This is a genomic window from Pseudomonas anuradhapurensis, assembly GCF_014269225.2.
GTDB lineage: Bacteria > Pseudomonadota > Gammaproteobacteria > Pseudomonadales > Pseudomonadaceae > Aquipseudomonas > Aquipseudomonas anuradhapurensis.
The window spans coordinates 5045081-5070732 of sequence record NZ_CP077097.1 but is presented as its reverse complement, the minus strand read 5'-3'; the positions used below and the strand labels follow the sequence as shown (position 1 = coordinate 5070732).

Annotated in this window: 29 protein-coding genes; 11 read left to right on the top strand and 18 right to left on the bottom strand. The window is 63.8% G+C overall.

Translation table 11 applies throughout. The annotated features are described in order from the left end of the window. Positions 1 to 23: 23 nt before the first annotated feature. Positions 24 to 878: a sulfurtransferase gene (locus HU763_RS23115; RefSeq protein ID WP_186684210.1), complete on the top strand. Its 855-nt coding sequence runs from the start codon at positions 24 to 26 to the stop codon at positions 876 to 878. 16 nt (positions 879 to 894) lie between these two features. Here the strand turns inward: HU763_RS23115 and HU763_RS23110 are convergent, their stop codons facing one another. The 6 genes from HU763_RS23110 to HU763_RS23085 all read right to left on the bottom strand — a co-directional run bounded on the left by HU763_RS23110 (position 895) and on the right by HU763_RS23085 (position 8148). Continuing rightward, positions 895 to 1887: a hydrolase gene (locus HU763_RS23110; RefSeq protein ID WP_186684212.1), complete on the bottom strand. Its 993-nt coding sequence runs from the start codon at positions 1885 to 1887 to the stop codon at positions 895 to 897. A gap of 60 nt (positions 1888 to 1947) precedes the next feature. Continuing rightward, entirely contained in the window at positions 1948 to 3321 is a 1374-nt protein-coding gene (locus HU763_RS23105) for a M16 family metallopeptidase (protein ID WP_186684214.1), read from the bottom strand. Next, positions 3314 to 4615, bottom strand: coding sequence for a M16 family metallopeptidase (locus HU763_RS23100; protein WP_186684216.1), 1302 nt, complete (start codon positions 4613 to 4615; stop codon positions 3314 to 3316). Before HU763_RS23100 ends, HU763_RS23105 begins: the two co-directional genes overlap by 8 nt. A gap of 92 nt (positions 4616 to 4707) precedes the next feature. Further along, the gene (rsmD, locus tag HU763_RS23095; protein ID WP_186684218.1) at positions 4708 to 5310 is read right to left on the bottom strand and encodes a 16S rRNA (guanine(966)-N(2))-methyltransferase RsmD; all 603 of its coding nucleotides are present in this window, start codon (positions 5308 to 5310) and stop codon (positions 4708 to 4710) included. Next, on the bottom strand, positions 5310 to 6800 hold the full coding sequence (locus HU763_RS23090; RefSeq protein ID WP_186684220.1) for a M16 family metallopeptidase: 1491 nt from the start codon (positions 6798 to 6800) through the stop codon (positions 5310 to 5312). The genes rsmD and HU763_RS23090 overlap by 1 nt, the downstream gene beginning before the upstream one ends. Then, complete coding sequence (locus HU763_RS23085; protein ID WP_186684222.1) at positions 6793 to 8148, bottom strand: M16 family metallopeptidase; 1356 nt, start codon at positions 8146 to 8148, stop codon at positions 6793 to 6795. The genes HU763_RS23090 and HU763_RS23085 overlap by 8 nt, the downstream gene beginning before the upstream one ends. Before the next feature lie 231 nt (positions 8149 to 8379). Between HU763_RS23085 and ftsY the strand changes: the two genes are divergently transcribed. From ftsY to rpoH, 4 genes are all read left to right on the top strand, one after another. Next, a complete protein-coding gene (ftsY, locus tag HU763_RS23080; protein WP_186684223.1) occupies positions 8380 to 9906 on the top strand; it encodes a signal recognition particle-docking protein FtsY in 1527 nt (508 codons plus the stop codon). 2 nt (positions 9907 to 9908) lie between these two features. Further along, positions 9909 to 10580 (top strand): cell division ATP-binding protein FtsE, encoded by a 672-nt coding sequence (gene ftsE, locus HU763_RS23075; protein ID WP_056794328.1) that lies wholly within the window; start codon positions 9909 to 9911, stop codon positions 10578 to 10580. Beyond that, on the top strand, positions 10577 to 11602 hold the full coding sequence (gene ftsX / locus HU763_RS23070; RefSeq protein WP_186684224.1) for a permease-like cell division protein FtsX: 1026 nt from the start codon (positions 10577 to 10579) through the stop codon (positions 11600 to 11602). Before ftsE ends, ftsX begins: the two co-directional genes overlap by 4 nt. Positions 11603 to 11713: 111 nt before the next feature. Next, positions 11714 to 12568, top strand: a complete 855-nt coding sequence (gene rpoH / locus HU763_RS23065) for an RNA polymerase sigma factor RpoH (protein ID WP_170033417.1) — start codon at positions 11714 to 11716, stop codon at positions 12566 to 12568. A gap of 104 nt (positions 12569 to 12672) precedes the next feature. Here the strand turns inward: rpoH and mtgA are convergent, their stop codons facing one another. Further along, entirely contained in the window at positions 12673 to 13383 is a 711-nt protein-coding gene (gene mtgA, locus HU763_RS23060; protein WP_186684225.1) for a monofunctional biosynthetic peptidoglycan transglycosylase, read from the bottom strand. Positions 13384 to 13447: 64 nt separating this feature from the next. On the opposite strand from mtgA, the gene HU763_RS23055 reads away from it, so the two are divergent. The 4 genes from HU763_RS23055 to trmB all read left to right on the top strand — a co-directional run bounded on the left by HU763_RS23055 (position 13448) and on the right by trmB (position 15705). Beyond that, on the top strand, positions 13448 to 13819 hold the full coding sequence (locus HU763_RS23055; RefSeq protein WP_170033413.1) for a DUF423 domain-containing protein: 372 nt from the start codon (positions 13448 to 13450) through the stop codon (positions 13817 to 13819). Between the two features lie 104 nt (positions 13820 to 13923). Beyond that, entirely contained in the window at positions 13924 to 14124 is a 201-nt protein-coding gene (gene thiS / locus HU763_RS23050) for a sulfur carrier protein ThiS (RefSeq protein WP_170033411.1), read from the top strand. A gap of 54 nt (positions 14125 to 14178) precedes the next feature. Next, the gene (locus HU763_RS23045) at positions 14179 to 14973 is read left to right on the top strand and encodes a thiazole synthase (protein ID WP_043208630.1); all 795 of its coding nucleotides are present in this window, start codon (positions 14179 to 14181) and stop codon (positions 14971 to 14973) included. Positions 14974 to 14982: 9 nt separating this feature from the next. Continuing rightward, on the top strand, positions 14983 to 15705 hold the full coding sequence (trmB, locus tag HU763_RS23040; RefSeq protein ID WP_170033409.1) for a tRNA (guanosine(46)-N7)-methyltransferase TrmB: 723 nt from the start codon (positions 14983 to 14985) through the stop codon (positions 15703 to 15705). Positions 15706 to 15837: 132 nt separating this feature from the next. Here the strand turns inward: trmB and HU763_RS23035 are convergent, their stop codons facing one another. From HU763_RS23035 to HU763_RS22995, 9 genes are all read right to left on the bottom strand, one after another. Then, positions 15838 to 16164, bottom strand: coding sequence for a DUF3392 family protein (locus HU763_RS23035; RefSeq protein WP_186684226.1), 327 nt, complete (start codon positions 16162 to 16164; stop codon positions 15838 to 15840). Between the two features lie 9 nt (positions 16165 to 16173). Further along, on the bottom strand, positions 16174 to 17349 hold the full coding sequence (gene hemW, locus HU763_RS23030; protein ID WP_186684227.1) for a radical SAM family heme chaperone HemW: 1176 nt from the start codon (positions 17347 to 17349) through the stop codon (positions 16174 to 16176). Next, positions 17346 to 17942: an RdgB/HAM1 family non-canonical purine NTP pyrophosphatase gene (gene rdgB, locus HU763_RS23025; RefSeq protein WP_186684229.1), complete on the bottom strand. Its 597-nt coding sequence runs from the start codon at positions 17940 to 17942 to the stop codon at positions 17346 to 17348. Before rdgB ends, hemW begins: the two co-directional genes overlap by 4 nt. Next, a complete protein-coding gene (locus HU763_RS23020) occupies positions 17939 to 18373 on the bottom strand; it encodes a DUF4426 domain-containing protein (protein ID WP_186684231.1) in 435 nt (144 codons plus the stop codon). Before HU763_RS23020 ends, rdgB begins: the two co-directional genes overlap by 4 nt. 22 nt (positions 18374 to 18395) lie before the next feature. Continuing rightward, entirely contained in the window at positions 18396 to 19016 is a 621-nt protein-coding gene (metW, locus tag HU763_RS23015; protein WP_186672173.1) for a methionine biosynthesis protein MetW, read from the bottom strand. Positions 19017 to 19023: 7 nt separating this feature from the next. Further along, complete coding sequence (metX, locus tag HU763_RS23010) at positions 19024 to 20163, bottom strand: homoserine O-succinyltransferase MetX (protein ID WP_186672174.1); 1140 nt, start codon at positions 20161 to 20163, stop codon at positions 19024 to 19026. A 99-nt stretch (positions 20164 to 20262) separates the two neighbouring features. Further along, a complete protein-coding gene (locus HU763_RS23005; RefSeq protein ID WP_170033398.1) occupies positions 20263 to 20853 on the bottom strand; it encodes a YggT family protein in 591 nt (196 codons plus the stop codon). A gap of 10 nt (positions 20854 to 20863) precedes the next feature. Then, entirely contained in the window at positions 20864 to 21682 is an 819-nt protein-coding gene (gene proC, locus HU763_RS23000) for a pyrroline-5-carboxylate reductase (protein WP_186684232.1), read from the bottom strand. Between the two features lie 38 nt (positions 21683 to 21720). Continuing rightward, positions 21721 to 22410 (bottom strand): YggS family pyridoxal phosphate-dependent enzyme, encoded by a 690-nt coding sequence (locus HU763_RS22995; RefSeq protein ID WP_186684233.1) that lies wholly within the window; start codon positions 22408 to 22410, stop codon positions 21721 to 21723. A 64-nt stretch (positions 22411 to 22474) separates the two neighbouring features. Here HU763_RS22995 and HU763_RS22990 point away from each other — a divergent pair, with 64 nt between their 5' ends. After that, positions 22475 to 23473 (top strand): type IV pilus twitching motility protein PilT, encoded by a 999-nt coding sequence (locus tag HU763_RS22990; protein ID WP_186684234.1) that lies wholly within the window; start codon positions 22475 to 22477, stop codon positions 23471 to 23473. 127 nt (positions 23474 to 23600) lie between these two features. On the opposite strand, the gene HU763_RS22985 is transcribed toward HU763_RS22990, so the two are convergent. Continuing rightward, positions 23601 to 24230, bottom strand: a complete 630-nt coding sequence (locus HU763_RS22985; RefSeq protein ID WP_186684235.1) for a C40 family peptidase — start codon at positions 24228 to 24230, stop codon at positions 23601 to 23603. Between the two features lie 166 nt (positions 24231 to 24396). Here HU763_RS22985 and HU763_RS22980 point away from each other — a divergent pair, with 166 nt between their 5' ends. Then, the gene (locus HU763_RS22980) at positions 24397 to 24813 is read left to right on the top strand and encodes an NINE protein (RefSeq protein WP_170033388.1); all 417 of its coding nucleotides are present in this window, start codon (positions 24397 to 24399) and stop codon (positions 24811 to 24813) included. A gap of 139 nt (positions 24814 to 24952) precedes the next feature. Here HU763_RS22980 and HU763_RS22975 read toward each other — a convergent pair whose 3' ends face one another. Next, positions 24953 to 25651 (bottom strand): SPOR domain-containing protein, encoded by a 699-nt coding sequence (locus HU763_RS22975; RefSeq protein WP_170033386.1) that lies wholly within the window; start codon positions 25649 to 25651, stop codon positions 24953 to 24955. Between the last annotated feature and the right edge of the window lies 1 nt (position 25652).

The window sequence follows — 25652 nt, the reverse complement described above, 5'->3', positions numbered from 1 at the left end:
GTGCCATCGATCAGGAGATTGTCATGCCCCTTGCGCAATTGATCACCCCGCAGCAGTTGGCCGAGCGTCTGGGCTCGCCCAAATTGGTGATACTCGACTGCCGCTTTGCTCTGGAGGATGTGGACTATGGCCAACGCAGCTATGCCCAGGGGCACATTGCCGGGGCGCATTTTGCCGACCTGGAGCGTGATCTGAGCGGGCCGGTGAGCAAAGGACGCACCGGGCGCCACCCATTGCCCGATGCGCGCCGGCTGGTCGAACGCCTGCGCGAGTGGGGCCTGGACAATGACAGCGAGGTGGTGCTGTACGACGACGGCCCCGGTGCCTTTGCCGCCCGGGCGTGGTGGCTGCTGGCCTGGCTGGGCAAGCGCAGCGGTGTGGCAATCCTCGACGGCGGGCTGAAGGCCTGGCATGCGGCACACCTGCCGCTGAGCCTGGACCCGCCAGCCAAGCGGGAAGGCACCTTCGCAGGTGAGCCGGACGCCAAGCTGCTGATCGATGCCGGGCATCTGGCCAAGCGCTTGGGTGCAGATGACCTGACTTTGCTCGACGCGCGTGCCTTGCCGCGGTTTCGTGGGGAAGTGGAGCCGATCGACCCGGTGGCAGGGCATATCCCAGGCGCCCAGTGCGCAGCGTTCACCGACAACCTGGGGGCTGACGGATGCTTCCTGCCGGTGGAGCAGCTTAGGCAGCGCTTTGCCGAAAAGCTGGCGGGGCGTGCGCCGGAGCAGCTGGTCGCCTATTGCGGATCAGGCGTGACCGCCTGTCACAACCTGTTTGCCCTGGCCCTGGCGGGCTACCCGCTGGGCAAGCTGTATGCCGGATCCTGGAGTGAGTGGATCAACGACCCGGCGCATGGCGTAGCGACTGGTGAATAAGTAGGCCGGTACTGCTCTACTGGCCTTGCAACAGCCACTGCGGAATCCGCCGCTCCAGGTAATACCCCGGGTTGCGCAGGCTGCCATCGACGAACCCCACATGGCCACCTCGACTGTGCAGTTCGAAACGCGTCTGCGGTGCCAGTTCACGCGCCGTGGGCAGGCTGTGGCCTGAAACGAATGGGTCGTCGCTGGAATGGATGATGAGCGTCGGCGTGCGGTTGCGGCCGAGGAAGAAATGGCTCGATGAGCGGCGATAGTAGTCGTGCGCGTCGCGAAAGCCGTTCAGCGGCGCGGTGACCTTGCCATCGAAATCCCAGAAAGTGCGCAGCTTGCCCAGTGGTTCCAGCCGTTGCAGCGTTGCCAGCCGCTCATGCAGGCCGTTGTCGTGAAAGTGCCGCTGCTTGAGTTGCACGTACGCCAGCATCTCGCGCATGAAATGTGCCTGGTACACCTTCGAGAAACCTTGGCCGATACGGTCAGCGCAGTGGTCCAGACGAAACGGCACCGACACCGCCACTGCGGCTTCCAGCTGGCTGGCCACGCCACTTTCGCCCAGGTACTTGAGCAGCACATTGCCCCCCAGCGAGTAGCCCACCGCGTACAGCGGTGCCAAGGGGCGCAGGGCACGCAGGTGGCTGACGATTTCTGCCAGGTCTTCGCTGGCACCGGAATGGTAGCTGCGTGGCAGCAGGTTGGGTTCGCCCGAACAACCGCGCCAGTTCACTGCAACGCTGGCCCAGCCGCAGCCTTGCAATGCTTGCTGCAAGCCTTTGACGTAAGGCGAATGCGATGACCCGGTCAACCCATGCAGCACCAGTACCAGGGGAGCATGGGGTTGGTGCGGGCCGTGCCAGTCCAGGTCGATGAAGTCGCCATCGGCCAGCCACAGCCGCTCGCGGTTGCGCGGCAGGTCGGGCAGCTTGCGCCACAGAGGCCCCCACAGGGTTTGCAGGTGAGGGTTGGACAGGCCGATGGCCGGGCGGAAGGTGGCGCTGGAGCTGGGCATGCTGGGCGACTCGTGATGTGCCTGCCTAGAGTGCCATGAAACAGCGCCACTGTACCTGCGCTATTGGTCGGTAGGCGGTAGCGGTTGCTGCTCGACGCCAGGGCCGACACTCACCAGTACTTTTTGATTGGGGTCAAGCCGGCGTCGCATGACCGAGCGAACTTCCTCCGCTGTGATCGCCCTGATGCGCTCGACGTAGGTGTTCAGATGATCGGCGGGCTGGCGTTGATGGGAGATCTCGCTGAGCAAGGCTGCCAGGCTCTGGTTTTGAGCAGCGGCACGCAGCAGGTCCCCGGCCAGCCGCTTGCGGGCGAGCTGCAATTCCACCTGGCTTGGCCCTTCGTCGATGAACTCACGCAGCAAGGTTTCCACCAGAGCCTGGGAAGCTTGGACGTATTGCGGCGCGATTTCCCATTCAACGGCAAACAATCCTCCCGCGCTGAGGGGCACTATCGTGCTGTAGATACCGTAGGTCAGGCCGCGACGTTGGCGCAGTTCCATCATCAAACGAGCCTCGTAACCCCCTGCGAAGACTTCGCTGGCTAATATCAAGGGCAAAAACTCAGGGTCGCTGGCAGGCACGTTCATCGGCAGGGCTAGTAACGTTGCGCTGCTCGTACCGGGCTGCTGGATGTTGATGGTTGCACTGGTTACCGCCGGTACGGCAGGCAGTTCAGCGGCTGTCCAACCTTGCGGCAGGGCCTGGCTGATCCGCTGAGCGATGGCTTGGGCTTCGCTCAAGGAAAGGTCCCCTACCATGACCACCTCAAGATTGCTGGCAGCATAGGCGCGTTGATGGAACCGGCGCAGATCATCCACGGTTACCGATTCAATACCCTGCGGGGTACTGCCCACACGATTGCCATAAGGATGGCCATTGAACATATGGCGGAACGTCTCGTTGCGAGCCTTTACGCCAGGCTGCCGTTCGCGCGAGGTATTCAGGTGTAGTAATTGTGGTTTTATCTTTTCCAGGGCAGGCGGCTGTAGTGCGGGGTTGGCGACCAGATCGATGAACAGCTCCAAGGCCGCGTCGAACCTCGAGGGGTCGGCAAGGCTGCGCAAACTGAGCGTGGCATGCTCCAGGCGTATCTCTCGTTCGGTAATTGCGCCGAGGCGTTCCAGCTGCTCTGCATGTTCAGTAGTTGTATGCCGTTGGCTGCCCTCGTCAAGCATGTAGAACGTCAGGGCCGCCAGGCCGGACTGATCGGTGTCCTGGCTGGTGCCAGCCCTGAAACGCAATACGACATCGACAATTGGCAGCCCATGGGCCTCGATGAACTTTACCGCTGTGCCGCTCATCGTGGTCCAGGAGCGGACCGGCGTGTTCAAGGTTTCGAAGCTGTCCAGGTCAAGGCCTTGGGTGGACTGCAAGTTGCTACCGACGCTGCTGGCTACGGCTGGCTGTTGGGGGGGCGGAAGGGAGTCATGCATGAGCGCTCTCCTTGGAATGCATGAAGGTCATGGTCGCTCGCGATTCGGTAAGGTAGGCATAGGCGGCCTGGCCCACCTGTTCGGCTGTTACAGCTTCTATGGCTTGACGTTCGTCATCCAGGGCAACCGGGTCCAGCCCGCAGGCTGCCTGCTTGCCGATAGCAAAGGCCTGTCTGTCGATGGCGTCTCGTTCAAACAGTTGCCTGGCCAGCAGCCGTGCCTTGGCTCGCTCGAGGTCTTGTTTGGCGGGGGCGGCCTGACGAAACGCGCCGATTTCGAGCATCAGTCGTTCGGCTGCGGCTTCCGGTGCTACGTGCGGGCTGCATAAGGCGTAAAGGGCAAACATGCTGTCGCCGCGTTGCCAGGGTTCATAGTCCGCGCGCAGGCCCTGAAGCAGCGGCTCGTCCTGCACCAGCAGCCGTTTCAGCCTGCTGGCCCGCCCATCGGCAAGGATTTCAGGCAGCAACCGCAACGCATAGGCTTGGGAGTCCGAACCTGCGGTGCATTGACTGGGCAGGTTGAAACCAAGGAGCGCACCGGTATAGAGGCCTGGCAGGCGCAGCGTTTGGTGGCGCCTGGCCAGGTTAGAGGGCGCCATTGGTACCTGTTGCTCGGGAATACGGTGGGCAGGTATTTCAGCAAAGTACCTATTCACGAGTGCTTGCAGTTGCGCCAGGCTGATGTCGCCGGCCACCGCCAGCGTGGCGTTGTTGGGGTGGTACCAGGTTCTATACCAGGTTCGTGCTGCTGCCGGGGTTATATGCTCGAGATCTGCCTTGTGGCCGATCACCGGCGAGCCATAGCCGAAATCGCCATAGGCCAGCAAGTGATGATGCTCCAGCGCGAGCGCCAGAGCGTTGCTATCGACATTTTTGCGCCGTTCGGCCATCACCACGGCCAGTTCCCTGGCAAAAGGTGTATCGCTGAGGGTGGCGCTGGCCATGACATCAGCCATGGCCTCGAGGGCGACTGCCACGCGGCTGGCCGGTAATGTGAGCGGGAACACAGTGGCATCCCAGGTGGTGAATGCATTGGGATTGCCGCCCAGGCGGGTCATGAGGGCCGAATACTCGCCTGGCGCTAGTTTGCTGCTGCCTTCGAAAAGTAGATGTTCCAGGGCGTGAGACAGGCCTGTGTGGCCTTGCGGTTCATAACTGGACCCAACGTGATACCAAAGCTGCACACTGACCAGCGGGGCGCGATGGTCTTCACGCAGGTAGATGCGCAAGCCGTTATCGAGGCTGAATGATTGCACCGTGCTCGCTGCTGCGGGCGGAGAGGAACGATCGGTCATGGTTGAAGTGCTCCTGCAAGAAGAGGGAGCAGCTTCAACCAGGGTGCGGATGGCTTGGCGGTAACTAAATACGCCAGCTTGCGGTTAGCCGGTCAGCCCCGCTGCCAGAGTGCGTAGTACACCTGGCCGGTTTTCTTCTCGCGGTGCAGGCGCCAGTTACCGGGAAGCTGCAAGGTCGACGGCGCGGTTTCGCTTTCGGTGTAGACCCAGGCCTGTTGATGTAGCCACTGGTTCTGCTCCAGCAGGTTGCAGGTGTTGGCCAGCAGGTCCTGATGGAACGGCGGATCGAGGAACACCACGTCGAACTGTTGCTTGGCCGGGTTCTGCAGGTAGCGCAGGGCATCGGTCTGCAGGATCTGCCCGCGTGGGCAGCGGAGGATTTCGAGGTTGTTCTTCAGGTTGGCGATGGCGGCCGGGTTGCTGTCCAGCGCCACGGCGTCCTCGGCCCCGCGGGACAAGGCTTCGAGCACCAGGGCGCCGCTACCGGTGAAGGCGTCGAGTACCCGGGCGCCTTCAATATAGGGCGCCAGCCAATTGAACAGGGTTTCGCGCACACGGTCGGGTGTTGGCCGCAGGCCTTCGCCGTCCGGCACCGCCAGGCGGCGGCTGCGCCACTCGCCAGCGATGATGCGCAGGTGGCCCTGGCCCTTGCTCTGGCCCGGTTGCGGGCGGGCGGGAGGGGTGGATCTCGGCATTAGTGCTCCGGTACCCCGAGCGCTTGCTCGGAGGGTTTGTCAGTAGGTGCTGGCAGCGGCTTTTGTGGCACTTTCGGGCCAACGGTGACCATCACCAGTTTATCCGCTGACAGGTGTTTGTTCATGGCTGCCCTGACCTGTTCGACGGTGAGCGCCTGGGACTGCTGCATGAAGTCCTCCAGCCAGGTCAGCGGCAGGTTGTAGAAACCAATGGCACCCAGCTGGCCGACGATGCTGGCATTGCTGGCATTGGACAGCGGGAAGCTGCCGGCCAGCTCGCGCTTGGCGTCGTCCAGCTCCTGCTGGGTGGGGCCGGTCTTGAGGTATTCGGTGAGAATGCCTTGCACCAGCTTGAGCGTACCCTCGCTGAGCTCGGCACGGGTTTGCAGGTTGATCATGAATGGCCCGCGGACCTGCATCGGGCTGAACGCCGAGTATACCCCGTAGGTCAGGCCGCGCTTTTCACGCACCTCGCTCATCAGCCGGGTACCGAAGGCCCCACCACCGAGGATCTGGTTGCCCAGCGACAGCGCTGGCCAGTCCGGGTCCTGGCGGTCTATACCGAGTGTCGCCAGCATCAGGTGGGTTTGCGTAGTCGGGAAGTCAATGTGGTTCAGGGTTGCATGCGTTTCAGTGGGTTGGGGCGGTGCTGGCAGCGCCGGGCCCCTGGGCAGGCCTGCGGACACTTGGGCAGCGATGCTTTCGGCTTCGGCGCGGCTGAGGTCGCCGACCAGGGCGATGACCGCATTGCCGCCGGTGTAGGCCTTGGCATGGAAGGCACGCAATTGTGCCAAGCTTATGCCCTTGATGCCTTCGGCAGTGCCGTCGCTTGGGTGGGCATAGGGATGCTCGCCGTAAAGGTTGGCGAACAGCGCCTTGCCAGCGATCTTGCCGGGGTTCTGCTTGTCGTATTCGAAGCCGGCCAGCATCTGGTTCTTGATGCGCTTGAGCGCATCTTCCGGGAAGGTCGGTTTGCCGGCCACCTCGGTAAACAGCTTCAAGGCCGGTTCACGCTTGTCCTTGGCGCTGAGGCTGCGCAGCGAAGCCACCGCCATGTCGCGGTAGGAGCCGTTGCCAAAGTCTGCGCCCAGGCTTTCGAAGCCTTCGGCAATCGCTGTCACGTCCTTGCCGGCCACGCCTTCGTTGAGCATGGCGTTGGTCAGGGCGGCCAGGCCTGGCACGCCGCCATCCTGACTGCTGCCGGCGGCGAAGGTGACACGCAGGTCGAACATCGGCAGCTCGCGGGCTTCGACGAACAGCACCCGCGCGCCTTCGGCGGTGTTCCAGTGCTGGATGTTCAGCTGGCGCCGGCTGGGTGCCTTGCCATCCAGCTCGGCCAGCGACTGCAGGGTGTTGGCCGGGCGTGCGGCGTTGCTTTCGGCCTTGGCGAGGTCGTCGGCCATGGCCGGGCCGGCCAGCACGGCCGCCAGCGCCAGGGCACGGATGCCGGTGGTCAGCAGGGTTGGGCGCGGGGCGCGGCGGTCACTCATTAGCGGACTCCTCGGGCAATACATGGGCAACGCTCAGGCGTTCGCGGGTGAAGTAGCTGCGCGCTGCGTTCTGGATGTCTTGCGGAGTAACGCGCTCGAGTTCGTCCAGTTCGCTGTCGATCAGCTTCCAGGACAGCCCGACGGTTTCCAGCTGGCCGATGGTGGTGGCCTGGCTGCTGATGGAATCACGGTCGTAGACCAGGCCGGCGATGACCTGGGCGCGCACGCGCTCGAGTTCCTCGGTGCTGGGTGGGGTGGTCTTGAGCTCATCCAGCAGCTGCCAGATGCCCTGTTCCACGTCCGCCAGGGACTTGTGCTTCTGCACGTTCGGTGTGGCCGAAACCAGGAATAGGCTGTCGCCGCGGGTGAAGGCGTTGTAGCTGGACGAAGCGCCGGCCACCAGTTCCTGGCCACGCTCCAGGCGCGCCGGCATGCGCGCGCTGTAGCCGCCGTCGAGCAGCGCCGAGATCAGGCGCAGGGAATGCACCGTGCGCGGGTCCTTGGCTGTGGCCAGGCCGGGGACGTTGAAACCGTAGATCAAGCTGGGCAGTTGGGTGCGTACGTGCAGGGTCAGCTGGCGCTGGCCGGGTTCGGCCAGTTCCAGGGGCAACTTGGCCGCCGGCACGGCACGCCTGGGGATGCTGCCGAAGTACTTCTGCGCCAGGCCCTTGACCTCGTCGACAGTGACGTCGCCCACGACGACCAGGGTGGCATTGTTGGGGGCGTACCAGGATTCATACCAGTGGCGCAGCTCCTCGACCTTCATACGCTCGAGGTCGGCCATCCAGCCGATGGTCGGCGTGTGATAGCCGCTGGCCGGGTAGGCCATGGCGCGGAACAGTTCGAATGCCTTGGCGTTGGGCTGGTCGTCGGTGCGCAGGCGGCGTTCTTCCTTGATTACCTCGATTTCGCGGCTGAACTCGTCGGCAGGCAGGCGCAGGCTGGCCAGGCGGTCGGCCTCCAGCTCCAGGGCCACCGGCAGGCGGTCACGGGCCAGCACCTGGTAATAGGCGGTGTAGTCATCGCTGGTGAAGGCGTTTTCCTCGGCACCGATGTCGCGCAGGATGCGCGATGCCTCGCCAGGACCAACCTTGGCGCTGCCTTTGAACATCATGTGTTCCAGCGCGTGGGACAAGCCGGTCTGGCCCGGGGTTTCGTAGCTGGAGCCAACCTTGTACCAGATCTGCGAGACGGCCACCGGGGCGCGATGGTCTTCGCGCACGACCACTTTCAGGCCGTTGTCGAGGATGAACTCGTGGGTGGGTTGCACATCGGCGGCAAAGGCTGCGAGCGGCAGGCAGAGCGTGCCGAGCAACAGGCCTGCGGCACGGCGGGCTAGAGCATTCATACGGTGTTTAACCTGTTCGGCGGCCCGCTGGGTTTAGCGTCGGCGGGCCAGGAGGTGCTAGGATACTGATCCGGTTGCCTGGCGACCATGCCTGTCGCCGTTCTGGCCCACAGGACATCAAGACAAAACGTTGCGCATGAACCAGCCGGCTTCAAGATAGTCTGTTCTGCGTAGAGAGAATTCCCGATGCGCCGTAGCTGGCCCATCGCTACCCTGAGATAGCCGTCTTCCATGTTTGGTTCCAACGACGACAAAAAAGCACCGGCCGAGGCTGGTGAGAAGAAAGGCCTGTTCAGCTGGTTTCGCAAGAAGCCGCAGCAACCCGTGGGGGCGGGCTCGCCCGCGAATGAAACCCACGCCGTCGAGCAGCCTGCTGCCGCTCCGGTAGAGGCCCCTGCCGCCGAAGCGCCGCTGGCCACAGAGCCCGCTCAGGCCGCTGCGGCCCCAGTGCCGGTCGAGCCGCAGCAGGTCGCCGAAGCAGCCCAACCCCCGGTAGCCCAGGCGCCGGCACCCGAACCGGTCGCCTCCCAGCCATTGCAGGCCCCCGCGCCGGAGCCGGTCGCTTCCCAGCCACTGGTTGCACCAACGCCGCAGCCGGTTGCGTCGGTACCCTTGCAGGCGGCTCCGGTCGAGCCTGCTGCGGCGGTGGAACCTGTCGCGCCGGTCAGCAACCTGGTATTGCCGGTTGCCGAAGAACCTGTGGCGTTGGTGCCGGACCTGGAGCCGAAGGCCCCGCCTGCCATCCCGGAACGCCCTGCGCCAGAACCCTCCGCTCCTGTGGCTGCGGCCGCAGCGCCGGTCGAACCTGCACCTGCACCGACCGAGCAGGCCAAGCCCGGCTTCTTCGCACGCCTCAAGCAGGGCCTGTCGAAGACCAGCGCCAGCATCGGCGAGGGCATGGCCAGCCTGTTCCTGGGCAAGAAGGTCATCGATGACGACCTGCTCGACGAAATCGAAACCCGCCTGCTGACTGCCGACGTCGGCGTGGAAGCGACCTCGACCATCGTCCAGAACCTGACCCAGAAGGTCGCCCGCAAGCAGCTGGCCGATGCCGATGCCCTGTACAAGTCGCTGCAGGAAGAACTTGCTGCGCTGTTGCGCCCGGTAGAACAGCCGCTGGTGGTCCAGGCGCAGAACAAGCCCTACGTGATTCTGGTGGTTGGCGTGAACGGCGCCGGCAAGACCACCACGATCGGCAAACTGGCGAAGAAACTGCAGCTTGAAGGCAAGAAAGTGATGCTGGCCGCCGGCGACACCTTCCGTGCCGCAGCGGTCGAGCAGTTGCAGGTGTGGGGCGAGCGCAACCAGATCCCGGTAATCGCCCAGCACACCGGGGCCGACTCTGCCTCGGTGATCTTCGACGCCGTGCAGGCCGCCAAGGCCCGTGGCGTCGACGTGCTGATCGCTGACACTGCCGGCCGCCTGCATACCAAAGACAACCTGATGGAAGAACTGAAGAAGGTCCGTCGGGTTATCGGCAAGCTCGATGCCGAAGCGCCGCACGAGGTGCTGCTGGTGCTGGATGCCGGCACCGGCCAGAACGCCATCAGCCAGGCCAAGTATTTCAACCAGAGCGTCGAACTGACCGGCCTGGCCTTGACCAAGCTGGACGGCACTGCCAAGGGCGGGGTGATCTTCGCCCTGGCCAAGCAGTTCAAGCTGCCGATCCGTTTCATCGGTGTCGGTGAAGGCATCGACGACCTGCGCACCTTCGAAGCCGAGCCGTTCGTCAAGGCTCTGTTCGCCGAGCGAGACTGACCATGATCAGATTCGAACAGGTTGCCAAGCGTTATCCCAATGGTCATGTGGGTTTGCATGAGCTGAGTTTCCGGGCGCGCCGGGGCGAATTCCTGTTCGTCACCGGCCACTCCGGGGCTGGCAAAAGTACCTTGCTGCGTCTGCTGCTGGCCATGGAACGCCCCACCAGCGGCAAGCTGATGCTGGCCGGGCAGGACCTGGGGCAGATCAGCAACGCACAGATCCCGTTCCTGCGTCGGCAGATTGGCGTGGTATTCCAGAACCATCAGCTGTTGTTCGACCGCACGGTGTTCAACAACATCGCCTTGCCGCTGCAGATTCTCGGCTTGTCCAAGGCCGAGGTCGCCAAACGCGTGGATTCGGCCCTGGAGCGCGTGTCGCTGGCCGACAAAGGCGAGCTGTTCCCGGCCGACCTGTCCACCGGCCAGCAACAGCGGGTGGGTATCGCCCGCGCCATCGTGCATCAGCCGGCCCTGCTGCTGGCCGACGAACCCACCGGTAACCTCGACCCGCGCCTGGCCGCGGAGATCATGGGCGTGTTCGAGGACATCAACCGCCTGGGCACCACGGTATTGATCGCCAGCCACGACCTGGCACTGATTGCGCGCATGCGCCACCGCATGCTGACCTTGCAGCGCGGTCGCTTGATCGGCGATGGGGAGGCCGGGCAATGACCACTACACGCACACCTAAAGTTTCCGAGCGGGTTGCGCCGAAACCGGCCGATCCGCAACCGGCAAAGAAAAAACACGGTGATGACGATGACGGCCCGGATTTCCGCACGCTGCTGCATGCCTGGCTGGAAAGCCACCGTGCCAGCCTGGCCGACAGCCTGCGCCGTCTGGGCAAGCAGCCGATCGGCAGCTTCTTCACCTGCCTGGTAATGGCGGTAGCGCTGAGCATGCCCATGGGCCTGTCGCTACTGCTGAAGAACGTCGAAAAGCTTGGCGGCTCGTGGCAGCGCGCCGCGCAGATTTCGCTGTACCTCAAGCTCGACGCCGGCAGCCGCGAAGGTGAGGCGCTGCGCGACGAGATCAAGGGCATGCCCGGTGTGGCTGACGCACTGTATGTCAGCCGCGAGCAGGCGCTGGAGGAATTCCAGCAGCAGTCCGGCCTGGGTGAAGCCCTGCGTGAACTGCCCGACAACCCGCTGCCAGGCGTGGTCGTGGTGACCCCGACCGAGGTCGACAAACCGGCGCTGGAAGCCTTGCGTCAGCGCTTGTCCGAGCTGCCACGGGTAGAGGTGGCGCAGCTCGACCTGCTGTGGGTCGAGCGCCTGGCGGCGATCCTCAAGCTGGGTGACCGTTTCGTCTTCGGCCTGGCCGTGATGCTGATTTCTGCCTTGCTGTTAGTAATCGGTAACACAATTCGGCTACATATTGAAAACCGTCGCACCGAGATCGAAGTGATCAAGCTGGTCGGTGGCACCGACGCCTACGTGCGCCGGCCTTTCCTGTACATGGGAGCCCTCTATGGGCTGGGCGCAGGCCTGCTGGCGTGGGGTATCCTGGCGTTTGGCCTGAACTGGCTGAACGAGGCGGTGGTAGGGCTTTCTGGCCTGTATGGCAGCGACTTCGCCCTGGGCGGGGTGCCGGTGTCCGATGGTCTGTCGCTCTTGATCGGAGCGGTGCTGTTGGGGTATATCGGTGCATGGATTGCAGTCGCCCGCCACCTGAACGAGCTGGCGCCGCGATAGTTTTTAAGTGCCAGCATTGACAAATTCTTCACTATGGAACTTGTACCGTCGTTCCAGGTCAATGTTGGCAGCGCCCACAAGGTGCGAGTCTGGTAAGTCGGAGGTTCTTGAATGACCACATCGTTGCAACCTGCCTATGCCCTGGTACCCGGTGCAAACCTGGAAGCCTACGTGCACACGGTCAACAGCATTCCGCTGCTGACGGTCGAGCAGGAGCGTGATCTGGGCGAGCGTCTCTATTATGAGCAGGATGTCGAGGCCGCTCGCCAGATGGTGATGGCCCACCTGCGTTTCGTCGTACATATCGCCCGCAGCTACGCCGGCTACGGGCTGGCCCAGGCCGACCTGATCCAGGAAGGCAACGTCGGCCTGATGAAAGCCGTCAAGCGCTTCAACCCGGAAATGGGTGTGCGCCTGGTGTCGTTCGCCGTGCACTGGATCAAGGCGGAGATCCACGAGTTCATCCTGCGCAACTGGCGCATCGTCAAGGTGGCCACTACCAAGGCCCAGCGCAAGCTGTTCTTCAACCTGCGCAGCCAGAAGAAGCGTCTGGCCTGGCTGAGCAACGACGAAGTGCACCGCGTGGCGGAAAGCCTGGGCGTTGAACCGCGTGAAGTGCGCGAGATGGAAAGCCGCCTGAGCGGCCAGGACATGGCCTTCGACCCAGCAGCGGAAGCTGACGACGACAGCGCCTTCCAGTCGCCTGCGCACTACCTGGAAGACCACCGCTACGACCCGGCGATGCAGCTGGAGGATGCCGACTGGAGCGACAACTCCACCAGCAACCTGCACGAAGCGCTGCAAGGGTTGGACGAGCGTAGCCGCGACATTCTGTACCAGCGCTGGCTGGCGGAAGAGAAGGCCACGCTGCATGAGTTGGCGGACAAGTACAGCGTTTCGGCTGAGCGGATTCGCCAGCTGGAGAAGAATGCGATGAACAAGGTCAAGGCATTGATCGCGGCCTGATCGAGCCCTGACTGCAAGGAAAAGCCGCTGGCCCAGATAGGGTGAGCGGCTTTTTTTTGCGCAAGCCTTGAAGGCCTCTTCGCGGGCGCGCCCGCGAAGAGCCCTCAAGGCTTGCGCGAAGTGTCGAGCTGCATCAGATAGCTGGGGCCACCCAGCTGGCTCATCTGCCGCCGAATCCATCCGGCCCGGCTGGCCACATAGGCGCTCGGCCGACTGGCACTCCACTTGATCGGGCTTGGCAGCACGGCCGCCAGCTGCGCCGCCTGCTGGCGGCTGAGCCGGCTGGCATCGACGCCAAAGTGATAACGCGCCGCCGCCTGGGCGCCGAATACGCCCTTGCCCCATTCGGCGCTGTTCAGGTAGACCTCGAGAATCCGTTCCTTCGACCAGAACAGCTCGATCAGCGCGGTGAACCACGCCTCCAGCCCTTTGCGCAACCAGCTGCGCCCGGACCACAGGAACAGGTTCTTGGCCACTTGCTGGGTCAGGGTGCTGGCACCACGAATACTGCCGCCACGCTCGTTGTAGGCCAGCGCCGCCTGGATGGCCGGAATGTCGAAGCCCCAGTGGTTGGCGAACTTCTGGTCCTCGCCAGCGATGACCGCGACCTTGAGCTCGTCGGAGATGTTCTCCCAAGGCTCCCAGTCCCGCTGCAGGTCGATCGGCTCGCCATTCACCCAGGACTGCACTTTGCGCTCGACCATCAGCGCTGTGCCGGGTGGTGGCACCCAGCGGAACACCAGCACCAGCACGATGCTGCCGGCAGCGAACCAGAGCAGGGCACGGGAGAGGCGGCGGAGAAGGGTTGGCAGCATGGCGATGGCTTGGCCGTACGGGTGGAAGGGGCCATTATACAGACCCGATCCAAGGAGTCGTCCCATGCTTCGCAGCTTCCTGATGCTCGCCGCCTTTTTCGGCTTTACCGGTGTCGCCTTGGGCGCTTTTGCGGCTCACGGCCTGAAAAGCCGGCTGACAGCCGACTACCTGGCGATCTTCCAGACCGGTGTGACCTACCAGCTGGTGCACGCCCTGGCGATCCTCGCTGTCGCGGTGCTCTCGGCCCACCTGCCCGGGCGCCTGGTCGGCTGGGCGGGCGCGCTGTTTGCCCTGGGCATAGTGCTGTTCTCCGGCAGCCTGTACCTGCTCACCCTCAGCGGCCTGGGCAAGCTCGGCATCATCACCCCGCTTGGCGGGCTGTGCTTCCTCGCCGGCTGGTTGTGCCTGGGCCTGGCGGCGTGGCGGCTGGGCTGACCGAGTGGTCCACAATCGCGACTAATGGCGCGCGCCGCCCTTGGGTTGCGGGGTGGTTCGGCGCTAGAATGCGTGCCCCCCAAAGCACAATGGTGGCCGTGCGCATGCGCATTCAACTGAACGGTGAACCTTACGAATTGCCCGCTGGCGAATCCGTCGCGGCCCTGCTGGCCCGCCTGGAGCTGACCGGGCGCCGCGTCGCGGTGGAGCTGAACCTGGACATCGTGCCGCGTAGCCAGCACGACACTACGCTGCTGAATGATGGCGACCAGGTCGAAGTGGTCCACGCCATTGGTGGCGGCTGACTGCGGCCCGGCGGTTCACCTGCAAGCCCTGCAACCTTTTCCCGAGGAACAACCATGAGCAATGTTCGCAGCGACAAGCCCTTCACCCTGGCCGGGCGTACTTTCCAGTCGCGCCTGCTGGTCGGTACCGGCAAATACCGTGACATGGAAGAAACCCGTCTGGCCATCGAGGCCTCGGGTGCCGAAATCGTCACCGTTGCCGTGCGCCGGACCAACATCGGCCAGAACCCGGGCGAGCCGAACCTGCTCGACGTGTTGCCACCGGACCGTTACACCATCCTGCCAAACACCGCAGGCTGCTACGACGCGGTCGAGGCCGTGCGCACCTGCCGCCTGGCACGTGAACTGCTGGATGGCCACAACCTGGTCAAGCTGGAAGTACTGGCTGACCAGAAAACCCTGTTCCCCAACGTGATCGAAACCCTCAAGGCCGCCGAAGTGCTGGTCAAGGACGGTTTCGACGTAATGGTCTACACCAGCGACGACCCGATCATCGCCCGCCAGCTGGCCGAAGCCGGCTGCATCGCGGTCATGCCCCTGGCTGGCCTGATCGGTACCGGCCTGGGTATCTGCAACCCCTACAACCTGCAGATCATCCTGGAAGAATCCAAGGTGCCGGTGCTGGTCGATGCCGGCGTGGGCACTGCTTCCGACGCCACCATTGCCATGGAAATGGGTTGCGAAGCGGTGCTGATGAACTCGGCCATTGCCCACGCCCAGCAGCCGGTGCTGATGGCCGAGGCCATGAAGCACGCCATCGTCGCCGGCCGCATGGCTTACCTCGCCGGCCGTATGCCGAAGAAACTCTATGCCAGCGCCTCCTCGCCGCTGGAAGGTCTGATCAAGTAAGAGCCCCTGATGACTGAATCGCACGATACGCCGAGCACCCCTGACGGCGAAGCCCGCCCGCACCGCCGCATCAAGAGCTTCGTGATGCGCGCCGGGCGCATGACCGAAGGCCAGCAACGCGGCCTGGAGCAGGGCGGCCCGCTGTACATCCTGCCGTTGGCCGACAGCCCGGTGGACTACGACCAGGTGTTCGGCCGTTCGGCGCCGCGCACCCTGGAGATCGGCTTCGGCATGGGCCATTCCCTGCTGGAAATGGCGGCTGCCGCGCCGGAGCAGGATTTCATCGGTGTGGAAGTGCACCGCCCAGGCGTGGGTGCGCTGCTCAACGGCGTGCTGACCCAGGGGCTGAAGAACCTGCGGGTGTATGACTGCGATGCTATCGAAGTGCTGAACCGCTGCGTGGCGGACAACAGCCTCGACCGGCTGATGCTGTTCTTCCCCGATCCATGGCACAAAGCGCGCCACCACAAACGGCGCATCGTTCAGCTGGAGTTCGCCGAGCTGGTGCGGCGCAAGCTCAAGCCGGGTGGCGTGTTCCACATGGCTACCGACTGGGAGCCGTATGCCGAGTACATGCTGGAAGTGATGAGCGCTGCCCCGGGCTATCGCAACCGTGCGGCCGACGGCACCTATGTGCCACGCCCGGAAGAGCGCCCGATCACCAAGTTCGAACGCCGTGGCGAGCGGCTGGGGCATGGGGTTTGGGATTTGAAGTTCGAGAAGGTGGATTGACTGGCTGGTTAGCCGTTCGATGCGCTGATTCTGCAGACGAAAAAACCGCCTTGAAAAAGGCGGTTTTTTTTAGCCCCGGCTGACAACTACGGCCTCACAGGCATGGTCATGTTGCAGCAAATGTGGATTGGCTCAGCCCCGCCGATCAGCCACTACCCCAATTAGCACCAGCACCACCAGCAACACCGGCGCCAGCGCGTAGTTGTTGAACTGGCCCAGCCCCTTCACTACCCAGGGTGTGGCATAGATCAACGCCACACCACTGCCGATCATCACCAGCAAGGCCATGAACGGTACGCGCAGGGCGCCGGCCAAGCCGCCCAGGCGCTGTTCCACCCAGCCCTTGATATCGGTGCCGAACAGCACCAGCAGGCAGCCCACCAGGGCCAGTGAAATCTCCGACAGGTTGCTGCGGCTCCAGCGGGAAACCGTCGCGAGCAGATCAAGTACCAGATCCATGGGTCATCCTTAGGTCAAGAAATACTGCAGCAGGTCATTGAGGAACAACTGGCCTCGTGGCGTGGCCACCAGTCGATCCGCTTCGACCTGCAAAAGGCCCTTTTGTTCGGCGGCGCGCCGTGCTTCGCGCAGCTGTTCCAGTGGCAGCCCGGTGCGCTGGGTGAACAGTTCGGCCTCCACTCCATCGGTCAGGCGCAGGGCATTCATCAGGAACTCGAACGGCAGCTCGTCGACCGGCAGCAGCTTTTCGCCAGCTTTGAACGGCTTGGCCAGGTTCAGGTAGTCCTTGGGCAGGCGGGTCTTCCAGGTGCGCAGGATGCGACCGTCGGCGAAGGTCAGTTTGCCGTGAGCACCGGCACCAATGCCGATGAAGTCGCCAAAGCGCCAGTAATTGAGGTTGTGCCGCGCGGCACGACCAGCCTGGGCATAGGCCGAGACCTCGTACTGGCGGAAGCCGTGATCGGCCATCAGCGCCTGGCCGGCTTCCTGGATGTCCCAGAGGATGTCGTCCTCGGGAAGCTCCGGTGGCTGGTTCCAGAACACCGTGTTCGGCTCCACGGTCAGCTGGTACCACGACAAATGCGTGGGCCCCAGTTCGATCGCCTGGCGCAGGTCGCCCAGCGCGTCATCCAGCGACTGCTCGGGCAGGCCGTGCATCAGGTCCATGTTGAAGTTGTCGAAGCCGGCCGCACGCGCCATGCCGGCGGCGCGGACCGCTTCATCGCCATTGTGGATGCGCCCCAGCGCCTGCAGCTTGGCTGGCTGGAAGCTCTGCACACCGATGGACAGGCGGTTGATGCCGGTTTGCCGGTAGGCCTTGAACTTGTCCTGCTCGAACGTGCCCGGGTTGGCCTCCAGGGTGATTTCGATCTCTGGCGCAAACGCAATGCGTTGCTCCACGCCTCGCAGCAGCCGGCCGAGGGCATCGGCGCTGAACAGGCTGGGCGTACCGCCACCGAAGAAGATCGAGCTGATCGGCCGGCCTTGCACCGCGGCCAATTCTTGGTCGAGGTCGTTCAGCAGGGCCGCGACATAGGCATCTTCTGGCAGATCAGGGCCGGCGGCGTGGGAGTTGAAGTCGCAGTAAGGGCATTTGCGTACGCACCACGGGATGTGGATGTACAGCGCCAGCGGCGGCAGGCTGGTGAAACCCGCCGTGCCGGGTGTGGACAGCGTGTCGATCATGCCAGGCCCAGACGTTGACGCAGCAGGGCCATGGCGCGCGCGCGGTGGCTGAGCTGGTTCTTGTCCGCAGGGGCCAGTTCGGCGCTGGAACAGCCGCGCTCCGGTACCCAGAACAGCGGGTCATAGCCAAAGCCGTGCTCGCCGCTGGCCTCGAACATGATGCGCCCGTGCCACAGGCCTTCGCACAGGATCGGCAGCGGGTCGTCGGCATGGCGCACCAGTGCCAGCACGCAGACGAACTGCGCACCGCGCTCTGCTTCGGGCACATCTTTCAGGGCCTCGAGCAGCTTGGCGTTATTTGCTGCATCACCCTTGCCGTCGGCATAGCGCGCCGAATAGATGCCCGGTGCACCACCGAGGAAGTCCACTGCCAGGCCGGAATCGTCGGCCAGGGCCGGCAAGCCGGAAATGCGTGCGGCATTACGTGCCTTGAGGATGGCGTTCTCGACGAACGACAGGCCGGTTTCTTCCGGCTCCACCTGGCTGAACTCACCGATCGAGCGCAGCTGCACGGACGCGCCGAGCATGGCCTGGAGTTCCTTGAGTTTGCCGGCGTTATGGCTGGCCAATACGAGTTGCTGGAAATTCATCATTCGCCTGGGAACACTTCCTGGTTGAAGCTGAGGGAATTGCTGATGCCGCCGGTTTCGATGTTGAGGTCGAAGGTGACGGTCTCTGCCTGGTCGATCTTGAACTGGGCGATGTAGTACACCGCGCCTTGCTCGTTGATCTGCTTGAACGACAGCGGGGTGCTGCGCCCGGTCAGGTCCTTGACCGTGCCGCTGACCACCGCGATGGCGGGTTTGTTGGCGCGGAGCACGGCAATGTTGAGTACGCCCTGGTTCTTGCTGCGTACCAGGCCGGTGGCTGCAGCCACCGCTGGTGTCAGCATGCTCGAGGTGAATGCGCTGTAGTGCACCGTCACGTCGCCAAACACTTCCTTGCGCTCGGGGCGGGCAGCATCGGCAGCCAGTGCCGGCAGGGCGAGGCACAGGCTGATCAGGAGCAGGGCTAGGCGACGCATGGGGTGGTTCCTCCGCTAGGCGTCAGACAGCGAGCTGGTGCTCTTGCAGGCCCGGGCTGCTGACGCGGTAGATACCGATCTCACCTAGAAGATTAGGCCAAAGCCGGCCACCCCACCCATTACGGTGCAAGTGGTCGACAGCCAGGCGGTCAAGCACCCTGGCCTTGCGTTCGTGCACCAGTTCCTCGAAGTCGGCAAAGGTGCAGAAGTGGATGTTCGGCGTGTTGTACCAGGTGTATGGCATGAAGTCCGACACTGGCATGCGGCCCTTGGTCGCCAGGTACCAGCGGCAACGCCAGTGGCCGAAGTTGGGGAAGGTGATGATGCACTGGCGGCCCACGCGCAGCATCTCGTCGAGGATGCGGTCGGGGTACTCCACGGCCTGCAGGGCCTGGGTCATGATCACCACGTCGAAGCTGTTGCTGGCGAAGTTGCCCAGGCCCTTGTCCAGGTCCTGCTCGATGACGTTGACGCCCTTGGCCACGCAGGCGGCGATGTTGTCAGCGTCGATCTCCAGGCCGTAGCCGGTGACCTGCTTGCGGTCACGCAGTGAGGCCAGCAGTTCGCCGTTACCGCAGCCCAGGTCGAGTACCCGGCTGCCGGCGGGAATCCAGTCGTGGATGATTTCCAGATCGGCTCTCATGCTGTCCTCAGATGGCAATGCGGTTCATGTAGTTCGCGAAACCCTGCATGTAGCGAGGCGTGGGGATCAGGAAGGCATCGTGCCCATAGGGCGAATCGATCTCCAGATAGCAGACGTTCTTGCGTGCGGCCATCAGGGCGTTGACGATTTCGCGCGAGCGGGCCGGCGAGAAGCGCCAGTCGGTAGTGAACGACATGATGCAGTAATCCGCCTTGACGTGGGCCAGGGTGGCCGCCAGGTCGCCGCCATGGGCAGCAGCCGGGTCGAAGTAGTCCAGCGCCTTGGTCATCAGCAGGTAGGTGTTGGCGTCGAAACGCCCGGAAAACTCTTCGCCCTGGTAGCGCAAGTAGCTTTCGACCTGGAATTCGACGCTATGGAAGTCGTAGTTGAGCTTGTCGCTCTTCAGCTCACGGCCGAATTTTTCACCCATCGAGTCGTCGGACAGGTAGGTGATGTGGCCGACCATGCGCGCCAGCATCAAGCCACGCTTGGGGATCACGCCCTGGTCCTGGAACGAACCACCGTGGAATTCGGGGTCGGTGAGGATGGCCTGGCGCGCCACTTCGTTGAAGGCGATGTTCTGTGCCGACAGCTTGGGCGCCGAGGCGATATCGACACAATGGCGCACGCGCTCGGGGTAGCTGATGGTCCACTGCAGCGCCTGCATGCCGCCCAGGCTGCCGCCGACCACGGCAGCCCATTGCTGGATGCCCAGGCGTTCGGCCAGGCGTACCTGGCTGTGTACCCAGTCTTCCACGGTCAGCACCGGGAAATCCGCGCCATAGGGCTTGCCGGTGGCCGGGTTGATGCTGCTGGGGCCAGTACTGCCGTTGCAGCCGCCCAGGTTGTTCAGGCTGACCACGAAGAAGCGGTTGGTGTCGATCGGCTTGCCCGGGCCGATGCAGCTATCCCACCAGCCCGGCTTGCGGTCGGTGGCGGCATGGTAGCCAGCGGCATGATGGTGGCCGGACAGGGCATGGCAGATCAGCACGGCGTTGCTGGCGCTGGCGTTGAGGGTGCCATAGGTTTCGTAGACCAGTTCATAACTGGCCAGCGAGCGGCCACAGGCCAGGGCCAGCGGTTCATCGAACCGGGCTGTTTGCGGTACTACCAGACCGACGGAATCTTCGGGAAAGACAGTGGACATCGACCCTGCTCACGCTTGACGGAGGCGTCAGTCTAAAGAGCGCTACCCCCAGCGGCAAGCACAGGCTTGCCACTGGAAGCGACCAGGGCCGGGGGCGGCTCAGATCATCCGCCACAGCTCTTGTGGCATGCCGGCGTAGGCGGCCAGCGGCGGCATCACGAACGACTGGATCACCTGGATCGCGAGGAAGGCGAAGATCGGCGAGATGTCCATGCCGCCCAGGTTGGGCACGATGCGGCGGAACGGTGCCAGCACCGGTTCGCTGATCTGGTAGGCCAGCTCGGCGGCTGGGTTGTGGCTGTTGGGGGCGACCCAGGAAACGATCACCATGACGATCATCGCCACCCAGAAAATCTTCAGGAACAGCGAGGTGATCCCGATGATCGCCCACATCAGCAGGTGCAGGATGTCGCCGAAGGTACCGTAGGTGACCATCAGCACGAAGCCCATCAACAGCGCCTGGATGACCACCGACAGCAGCAGCGACGAGGTATCCAGCCCGCCGACACTGGGGATGATCCGGCGAATCGGCTTGAGCAGCGGCTGAGTGGCGCGTACTGCGAACTGGCAAAGCGGGTTGTAGAAGTTGGCCTTCACCAGCTGCAGCACGAAGCGCAGCAGGACGATCACCAGGTACAGGCTGACCAGGGTTTGCACCACGAAGATCGCGGCGCCGGACAGTGCATTCATCTGGAACTCCTTATTTGCCCAGTTGTTCGGCCAGCTCCGCAGAGCGCGTGGCGGCAGCCTGCAGGGCCTGCTCGACGATGGCTTCGAAGCCGCTGGCCTGGAATGACTTGATCGCCGCTTCGGTGGTGCCGGCGGGCGAGGTGACACGGCGGCGCAGCTCGGCGGCATCGACATCGCTGGCGACCGCCATGCGCGCGGCGCCCAGGGCCGTCTGCAGGGTCAGCTGGGAAGCGGTTTCGCGTGGCAGGCCGAGTTTTTCCCCCGCCGCGGTCATGGCTTCGATCAGCAGGAAGAAGTACGCCGGGCCACTGCCGGAAACAGCGGTCACGGCGTCCAGTTGCTGTTCCTGCTCCAGCCACAGGGCGGTGCCCACGGCCGACAGCAGTTGCTCGGCCTGCTGGCGCTGCTCGGCGGACACCTGTGCGGTGGCATACAGGCCGCTCACGCCTTGGCGCAGCAGGGCAGGGGTGTTGGGCATGCAGCGTACCACCGGGCGCGCGCCAACCCAGCTTTGCAGGCTGGCGCAGGTGATGCCGGCGGCGATGGAAACGATCAGCTGGCCGTCCTGCAGGTTGGGTTGCAGGGCCTGGCAAACGGCTTTCATGACCTGTGGCTTTACCGCCAGCACGATGACGTCGGCGCCGTCGATGGCCTGGGCGTTGTCCTCGAAGGTTTCGATGCCGTGCTCGGCCTGGATGCGGCTGCGGGTCTCGGCGCCCGGGTCGCTGGCGCGGATCTGCGAGGCGTCCAGGCCCTGGGCACGCAGACCACCGATCAGGCTGGCGGCCATGTTGCCGGCGCCGATAAAGGCAATACGTGTCTTGCTCATGTCAGGTCCTTGTTGGAAAGAGTGAGTAAAGCATGGGATCAGGCGTGGCCGCTGTAGTCGCGGGCACCGAACAGGGCAGTACCGATACGCACCCACGTCGCGCCTTGGGCAATGGCGGCTTCCAGGTCGTGGCTCATGCCCATGGACAGCGTATCCAGGCCCAGCCCGAGTTCTTCATGCAGCTTGCGCAGGGTGGCGAAGGCTGCCTCTTGGGCGGCGCGGTCGTCGGTGGGTTCGGGAATGGCCATCAGCCCGCGCAGGCGCAGGTTGGGTAGCGCGGCTACCGCTTTCGCCAAGGCCGGCAAGTCAGCCGGTGCGCAGCCGGATTTGCTGTCCTCTCCGCTGACGTTCACCTGCAGGCAGATATTCAGCGGCGCCAGCCCGGCAGGACGCTGTTCCGACAGGCGTTGGGCGATCTTCAGACGGTCCACGGAATGTACCCAGTCGAAATGCTCGGCGATGGCTTTGGTCTTGTTCGACTGAATGGGGCCGATGAAGTGCCAGATCAAGGGCAAGTCGCTGAGTGCCTGCTGCTTTGCCAGCGCTTCTTGTAGGTAATTTTCACCGATATCACGCACGCCTGCGGCGTGGATTTCGCGGATGGCGCTGGCTGGCTTGGTCTTGCTCACGGCCAGCAACTGGACGCTGGCCGGATCACGCCCGGCAGCCTGGGCAGCGCTGGCGATACGGGCGGAAATAGCGGAAAGGTTGTCTGCTAGGGTGGACATGGACTGATGCCGGCGTTTTAGGGTTTGCGGCATTCTACCTACTTGCAGGCCTTTGGGGAGTCTCATGGATGTGACCGACCTGTTGGCCCTGGCCGTGGATGCGGGCGCTTCCGACCTGCACCTGGCGGCGGGCCAGACACCGATGCTGCGCCTGGATGGGGAGTTGCAGCGCGTGGCTCTGCCGACCTTGAGCCCGGACGTCTTGATCGAGGGCATGGCACCCATGCTGGATGAAGCCCGGCGCCGACAGTGGACCCAGGGAGATGAGCTGGACCTGGCGCTGGAGTTGCCGGCACTGGGGCGCTTTCGGCTGAACCTGTTTCGCCAGTTGCATGGCCCTGCGGCCACCTTCCGCCTGATCCCGGGGCGCATCGCCACGCTCGATGAACTCGAGCTGAGGGATGTGTTTCAAGCTGTTGCGCAGTGCAGTGATGGCTTGATCCTGGTGGGTGGGCCGACCGGCAGCGGCAAGTCCAGCACCCTGGCGGCGCTGCTCGACCAGCTGAACCGTGAGCGGGCACTGCACATCATCACCCTCGAAGACCCTGTCGAAGTTATCCACAATAGCCAGCGCAGCCTGGTCAACCAGCGAGAGATCGGCCGCCATTGCGGCGGGTTTGCCCAAGGGCTGCGCAGTGCCCTGCGTCAGGACCCGGATGTGATCATGATCGGGGAGCTGCGCGACCTGGAAACCATTCGCCTGGCCTTGCGCGCGGCGGAGACCGGGCACTTGGTGCTGGCGACCGTGCATACGCGTTCGGCGGTGAACAGCGTTGACCGGTTGGTGGAGGTGTTTGCGGCCGAAGAGAAGCCGCTGGTGCGGGCGATGCTGGCCGAGTCGTTGCGCCTGGTGGTGGCGCAAATATTGGTCAGGCGTGCGGGGGGAGGGCGGGTTGCGGCGCGTGAGGTGCTGGTGGTTACGCCAGCGGTGCGTAACCTGATTCGGGAAGGGCGTATGGCGCAGTTGTGTTCGGTGATGCAGGCGGGTGGTGCGGACGGGATGCGGACGATGGAGGGGGCGATGCGAGGACTGAGGGAGCGAGGGCTGATTGAGGACTTGTAGTGGCTGTACCGGCCCCTTCGCGGGCACGCCCGCTCCCACAGGTATGGCGCTGCCCGCGAGAGCGACGCGGTACCTGTGGGAGCGGGCGTGCCCGCGAAGAGGCCGATACAGGAGAGCGCCGATCAGATCAGCGCTTGGCCAGGTTCAGTTGCTGCTGTTCTTTTGGCAACACTCGCTTGGCTACTACGTAATGCTGCTGCCAGTAAGGCTTGCTCAGGGTGTCGATGCTCACCCGCTTGCCACGACGCGGGGCATGGATGAAGCGGTCATTGCCCAGGTAGATGGCAACGTGATTGACCCGACGGCTCTTGATATTGAAGAAGATCAGGTCGCCCGGTTTGAGGTCGCCCTTGGCCACCTTGACCCCGTGGCCTTGGGCCATGGCGTTGGAGGTGCGCGGCAGGTCGACGTCGGCGACATCGTTGAAGGCGTACTTGACCAGCCCGCTGCAGTCGAAGCCTTTCTTCGGGCTGCTGCCGCCCCAGACGTAAGGGGTGCCGAGCACATTCACCGCACGGCTGAGCACATCACTGCTCTGCTTCGGTGACATGGCAATGGTTGGGCCGCTGCTGCGGCCGCTGGCGGCATTGCTCGGGCGGCTGCGCAGCGTGGTCTGCTTGACCGGTGCGTGTCTCACCGAGGCATTGCTGGTGTAGCCGGTGAAACCATTGGGAAGACGTTGCTCACGATTGGTGGCGTGGGCGGCCAGGGGCAATAATAGGCAGAGGGTCAGCCATGTCTTGAGTAAAGGCGGCATAGATGAAGCTCTTATGAATAGTTGTGTGTTGGGCGCGCAACTTTATAACAGCTTTTTGATCAATCTTTGATCCGTTGGTCGACTGTCCGGGTGCCGTACGTCGGCCTGCGACGAGAAAGTCACATTTTTTTTTAGAAAATTTTCGGATAACCCGCGGGAGCTATGCATGAACAGTTATCAGGGAGCGCCGTTTCACGATACCCACAGCAAGACCATTGGCTACCTGTTGTGGATTTTCGGCTTCACCGGGTCGCATCGCTTTTACTACGGCAAGCCCGTCACCGGCACCATCTGGTTCCTGACCCTGGGCCTGCTGGGCATCGGCTGGTTGATCGACCTGTTCCTGATCCCGTCCATGGACCGTGAGGCCGACTTGAGGTTCCAGTCCGGGCGCATCGACTACAACATCGCCTGGATCCTGCTGACCTTCCTCGGGGTGTTCGGCCTGCACCGGTTGTACCAGGGCAAGTGGGTGACCGCGATCATCTACTTCTTCACAGGCGGGCTGTGCCTGGTGGGAGTGCTGTACGACTTCTGGACGTTGAACAGCCAGGTGTCCGAGCGCAATGCGGTACGGGCTTGAGGGCCCTGGGGCTGCTTTGCAGCCCATCGCGACACAAGGCCGCTCCTACAAAGATCGGATAAGCCCTCTGGGGTTGTCGCGGTCTCTGTAGGAGCGGCCTTGCGTCGCGACAGGGGCGCACAGCGCCCCCGCTCACAGGCTACTGGCGGGTTTGCCGCTGTTGCAGCAGCAGGTTGCTGAAACCAGCCCCGGCCAGCTGCTTCTGCGCCCCGGTCAGCTGCTCGCGGTTGCTGAACGGGCCGACCATGACGCGGTACCAGGTTTCGTCCTTGACCGTGCCCGACTCCACCTTTACCGCCTGGCCCAGCAGGATGATCTGCGCGCGCACCTTGTCGGCGTCAGCCTGCTTGCGGAACGAGCCAGCCTGGAGGAAGAACTGCGTGGTCGCCGCTGGCTTGATCACCGGTGGCGCCGGCGGCGGGGTCTGGCCCATCAGCGCCGCCTGGGCCCGCGCCGTGTCGATCTTTGCCGCTTCGGCAGGGGTCACCGGTGTCACCGGTTGGGCCGGGACGGGCGGTGTTTTCTCGGGCACGGCTTCCGGCGGCACGATCACCTCGGTCTCCGGCAGCAGGGTATAGAAGTCATACTTCGGCTTCACCGGCTGCTGCGATGCGGCTTGTGTCGTCTTGCCGGCTTCGGCCACTTTTTCCGGCTTCTGCTGCTCGGGCTTGGCCCGCTTGATGTCATCGCCACCAGGCTCGAGCTTCATCAGGAACACGATGAACGCGCCTACAGTCAGGCCGACCGCCAGCCATACCCAACCGGGAATCGGCTGCTTGGCCGGCGCCGTCTGACGGCTGGCGCCGCGTTTTGGGGCAGGTTTTTTCTTGGCAGCCAAC

Bases quoted from the DNA above. Each gene is read 5' to 3' on its own strand.
- HU763_RS23100 (WP_186684216.1), bottom strand. From the start codon at position 4,615: ATGACCGATCGTTCCTCTCCGCCCGCAGCAGCGAGCACGGTGCAATCA.
- HU763_RS23045 (WP_043208630.1), top strand. From the start codon at position 14,179: ATGAGCAATGTTCGCAGCGACAAGCCCTTCACCCTGGCCGGGCGTACT.
- HU763_RS22980 (WP_170033388.1), top strand. From the start codon at position 24,397: ATGAACAGTTATCAGGGAGCGCCGTTTCACGATACCCACAGCAAGACC.
- HU763_RS23055 (WP_170033413.1), top strand. From the start codon at position 13,448: ATGCTTCGCAGCTTCCTGATGCTCGCCGCCTTTTTCGGCTTTACCGGT.
- HU763_RS23105 (WP_186684214.1), bottom strand. From the start codon at position 3,321: ATGCATGACTCCCTTCCGCCCCCCCAACAGCCAGCCGTAGCCAGCAGC.
- ftsY (WP_186684223.1), top strand. From the start codon at position 8,380: ATGTTTGGTTCCAACGACGACAAAAAAGCACCGGCCGAGGCTGGTGAG.
- rsmD (WP_186684218.1), bottom strand. From the start codon at position 5,310: ATGCCGAGATCCACCCCTCCCGCCCGCCCGCAACCGGGCCAGAGCAAG.
- thiS (WP_170033411.1), top strand. From the start codon at position 13,924: ATGCGCATTCAACTGAACGGTGAACCTTACGAATTGCCCGCTGGCGAA.
- HU763_RS23115 (WP_186684210.1), top strand. From the start codon at position 24: ATGCCCCTTGCGCAATTGATCACCCCGCAGCAGTTGGCCGAGCGTCTG.
- HU763_RS22995 (WP_186684233.1), bottom strand. From the start codon at position 22,410: ATGTCCACCCTAGCAGACAACCTTTCCGCTATTTCCGCCCGTATCGCC.
- HU763_RS22985 (WP_186684235.1), bottom strand. From the start codon at position 24,230: ATGCCGCCTTTACTCAAGACATGGCTGACCCTCTGCCTATTATTGCCC.
- rdgB (WP_186684229.1), bottom strand. From the start codon at position 17,942: ATGATGAATTTCCAGCAACTCGTATTGGCCAGCCATAACGCCGGCAAA.
- HU763_RS22990 (WP_186684234.1), top strand. From the start codon at position 22,475: ATGGATGTGACCGACCTGTTGGCCCTGGCCGTGGATGCGGGCGCTTCC.
- HU763_RS23020 (WP_186684231.1), bottom strand. From the start codon at position 18,373: ATGCGTCGCCTAGCCCTGCTCCTGATCAGCCTGTGCCTCGCCCTGCCG.
- HU763_RS23090 (WP_186684220.1), bottom strand. From the start codon at position 6,800: ATGAGTGACCGCCGCGCCCCGCGCCCAACCCTGCTGACCACCGGCATC.
- trmB (WP_170033409.1), top strand. From the start codon at position 14,983: ATGACTGAATCGCACGATACGCCGAGCACCCCTGACGGCGAAGCCCGC.
- rpoH (WP_170033417.1), top strand. From the start codon at position 11,714: ATGACCACATCGTTGCAACCTGCCTATGCCCTGGTACCCGGTGCAAAC.
- ftsE (WP_056794328.1), top strand. From the start codon at position 9,909: ATGATCAGATTCGAACAGGTTGCCAAGCGTTATCCCAATGGTCATGTG.
- ftsX (WP_186684224.1), top strand. From the start codon at position 10,577: ATGACCACTACACGCACACCTAAAGTTTCCGAGCGGGTTGCGCCGAAA.
- metW (WP_186672173.1), bottom strand. From the start codon at position 19,016: ATGAGAGCCGATCTGGAAATCATCCACGACTGGATTCCCGCCGGCAGC.
- HU763_RS23110 (WP_186684212.1), bottom strand. From the start codon at position 1,887: ATGCCCAGCTCCAGCGCCACCTTCCGCCCGGCCATCGGCCTGTCCAAC.
- HU763_RS23085 (WP_186684222.1), bottom strand. From the start codon at position 8,148: ATGAATGCTCTAGCCCGCCGTGCCGCAGGCCTGTTGCTCGGCACGCTC.
- hemW (WP_186684227.1), bottom strand. From the start codon at position 17,349: ATGATCGACACGCTGTCCACACCCGGCACGGCGGGTTTCACCAGCCTG.
- mtgA (WP_186684225.1), bottom strand. From the start codon at position 13,383: ATGCTGCCAACCCTTCTCCGCCGCCTCTCCCGTGCCCTGCTCTGGTTC.
- HU763_RS23035 (WP_186684226.1), bottom strand. From the start codon at position 16,164: ATGGATCTGGTACTTGATCTGCTCGCGACGGTTTCCCGCTGGAGCCGC.
- metX (WP_186672174.1), bottom strand. From the start codon at position 20,163: ATGTCCACTGTCTTTCCCGAAGATTCCGTCGGTCTGGTAGTACCGCAA.
- HU763_RS23005 (WP_170033398.1), bottom strand. From the start codon at position 20,853: ATGAATGCACTGTCCGGCGCCGCGATCTTCGTGGTGCAAACCCTGGTC.
- proC (WP_186684232.1), bottom strand. From the start codon at position 21,682: ATGAGCAAGACACGTATTGCCTTTATCGGCGCCGGCAACATGGCCGCC.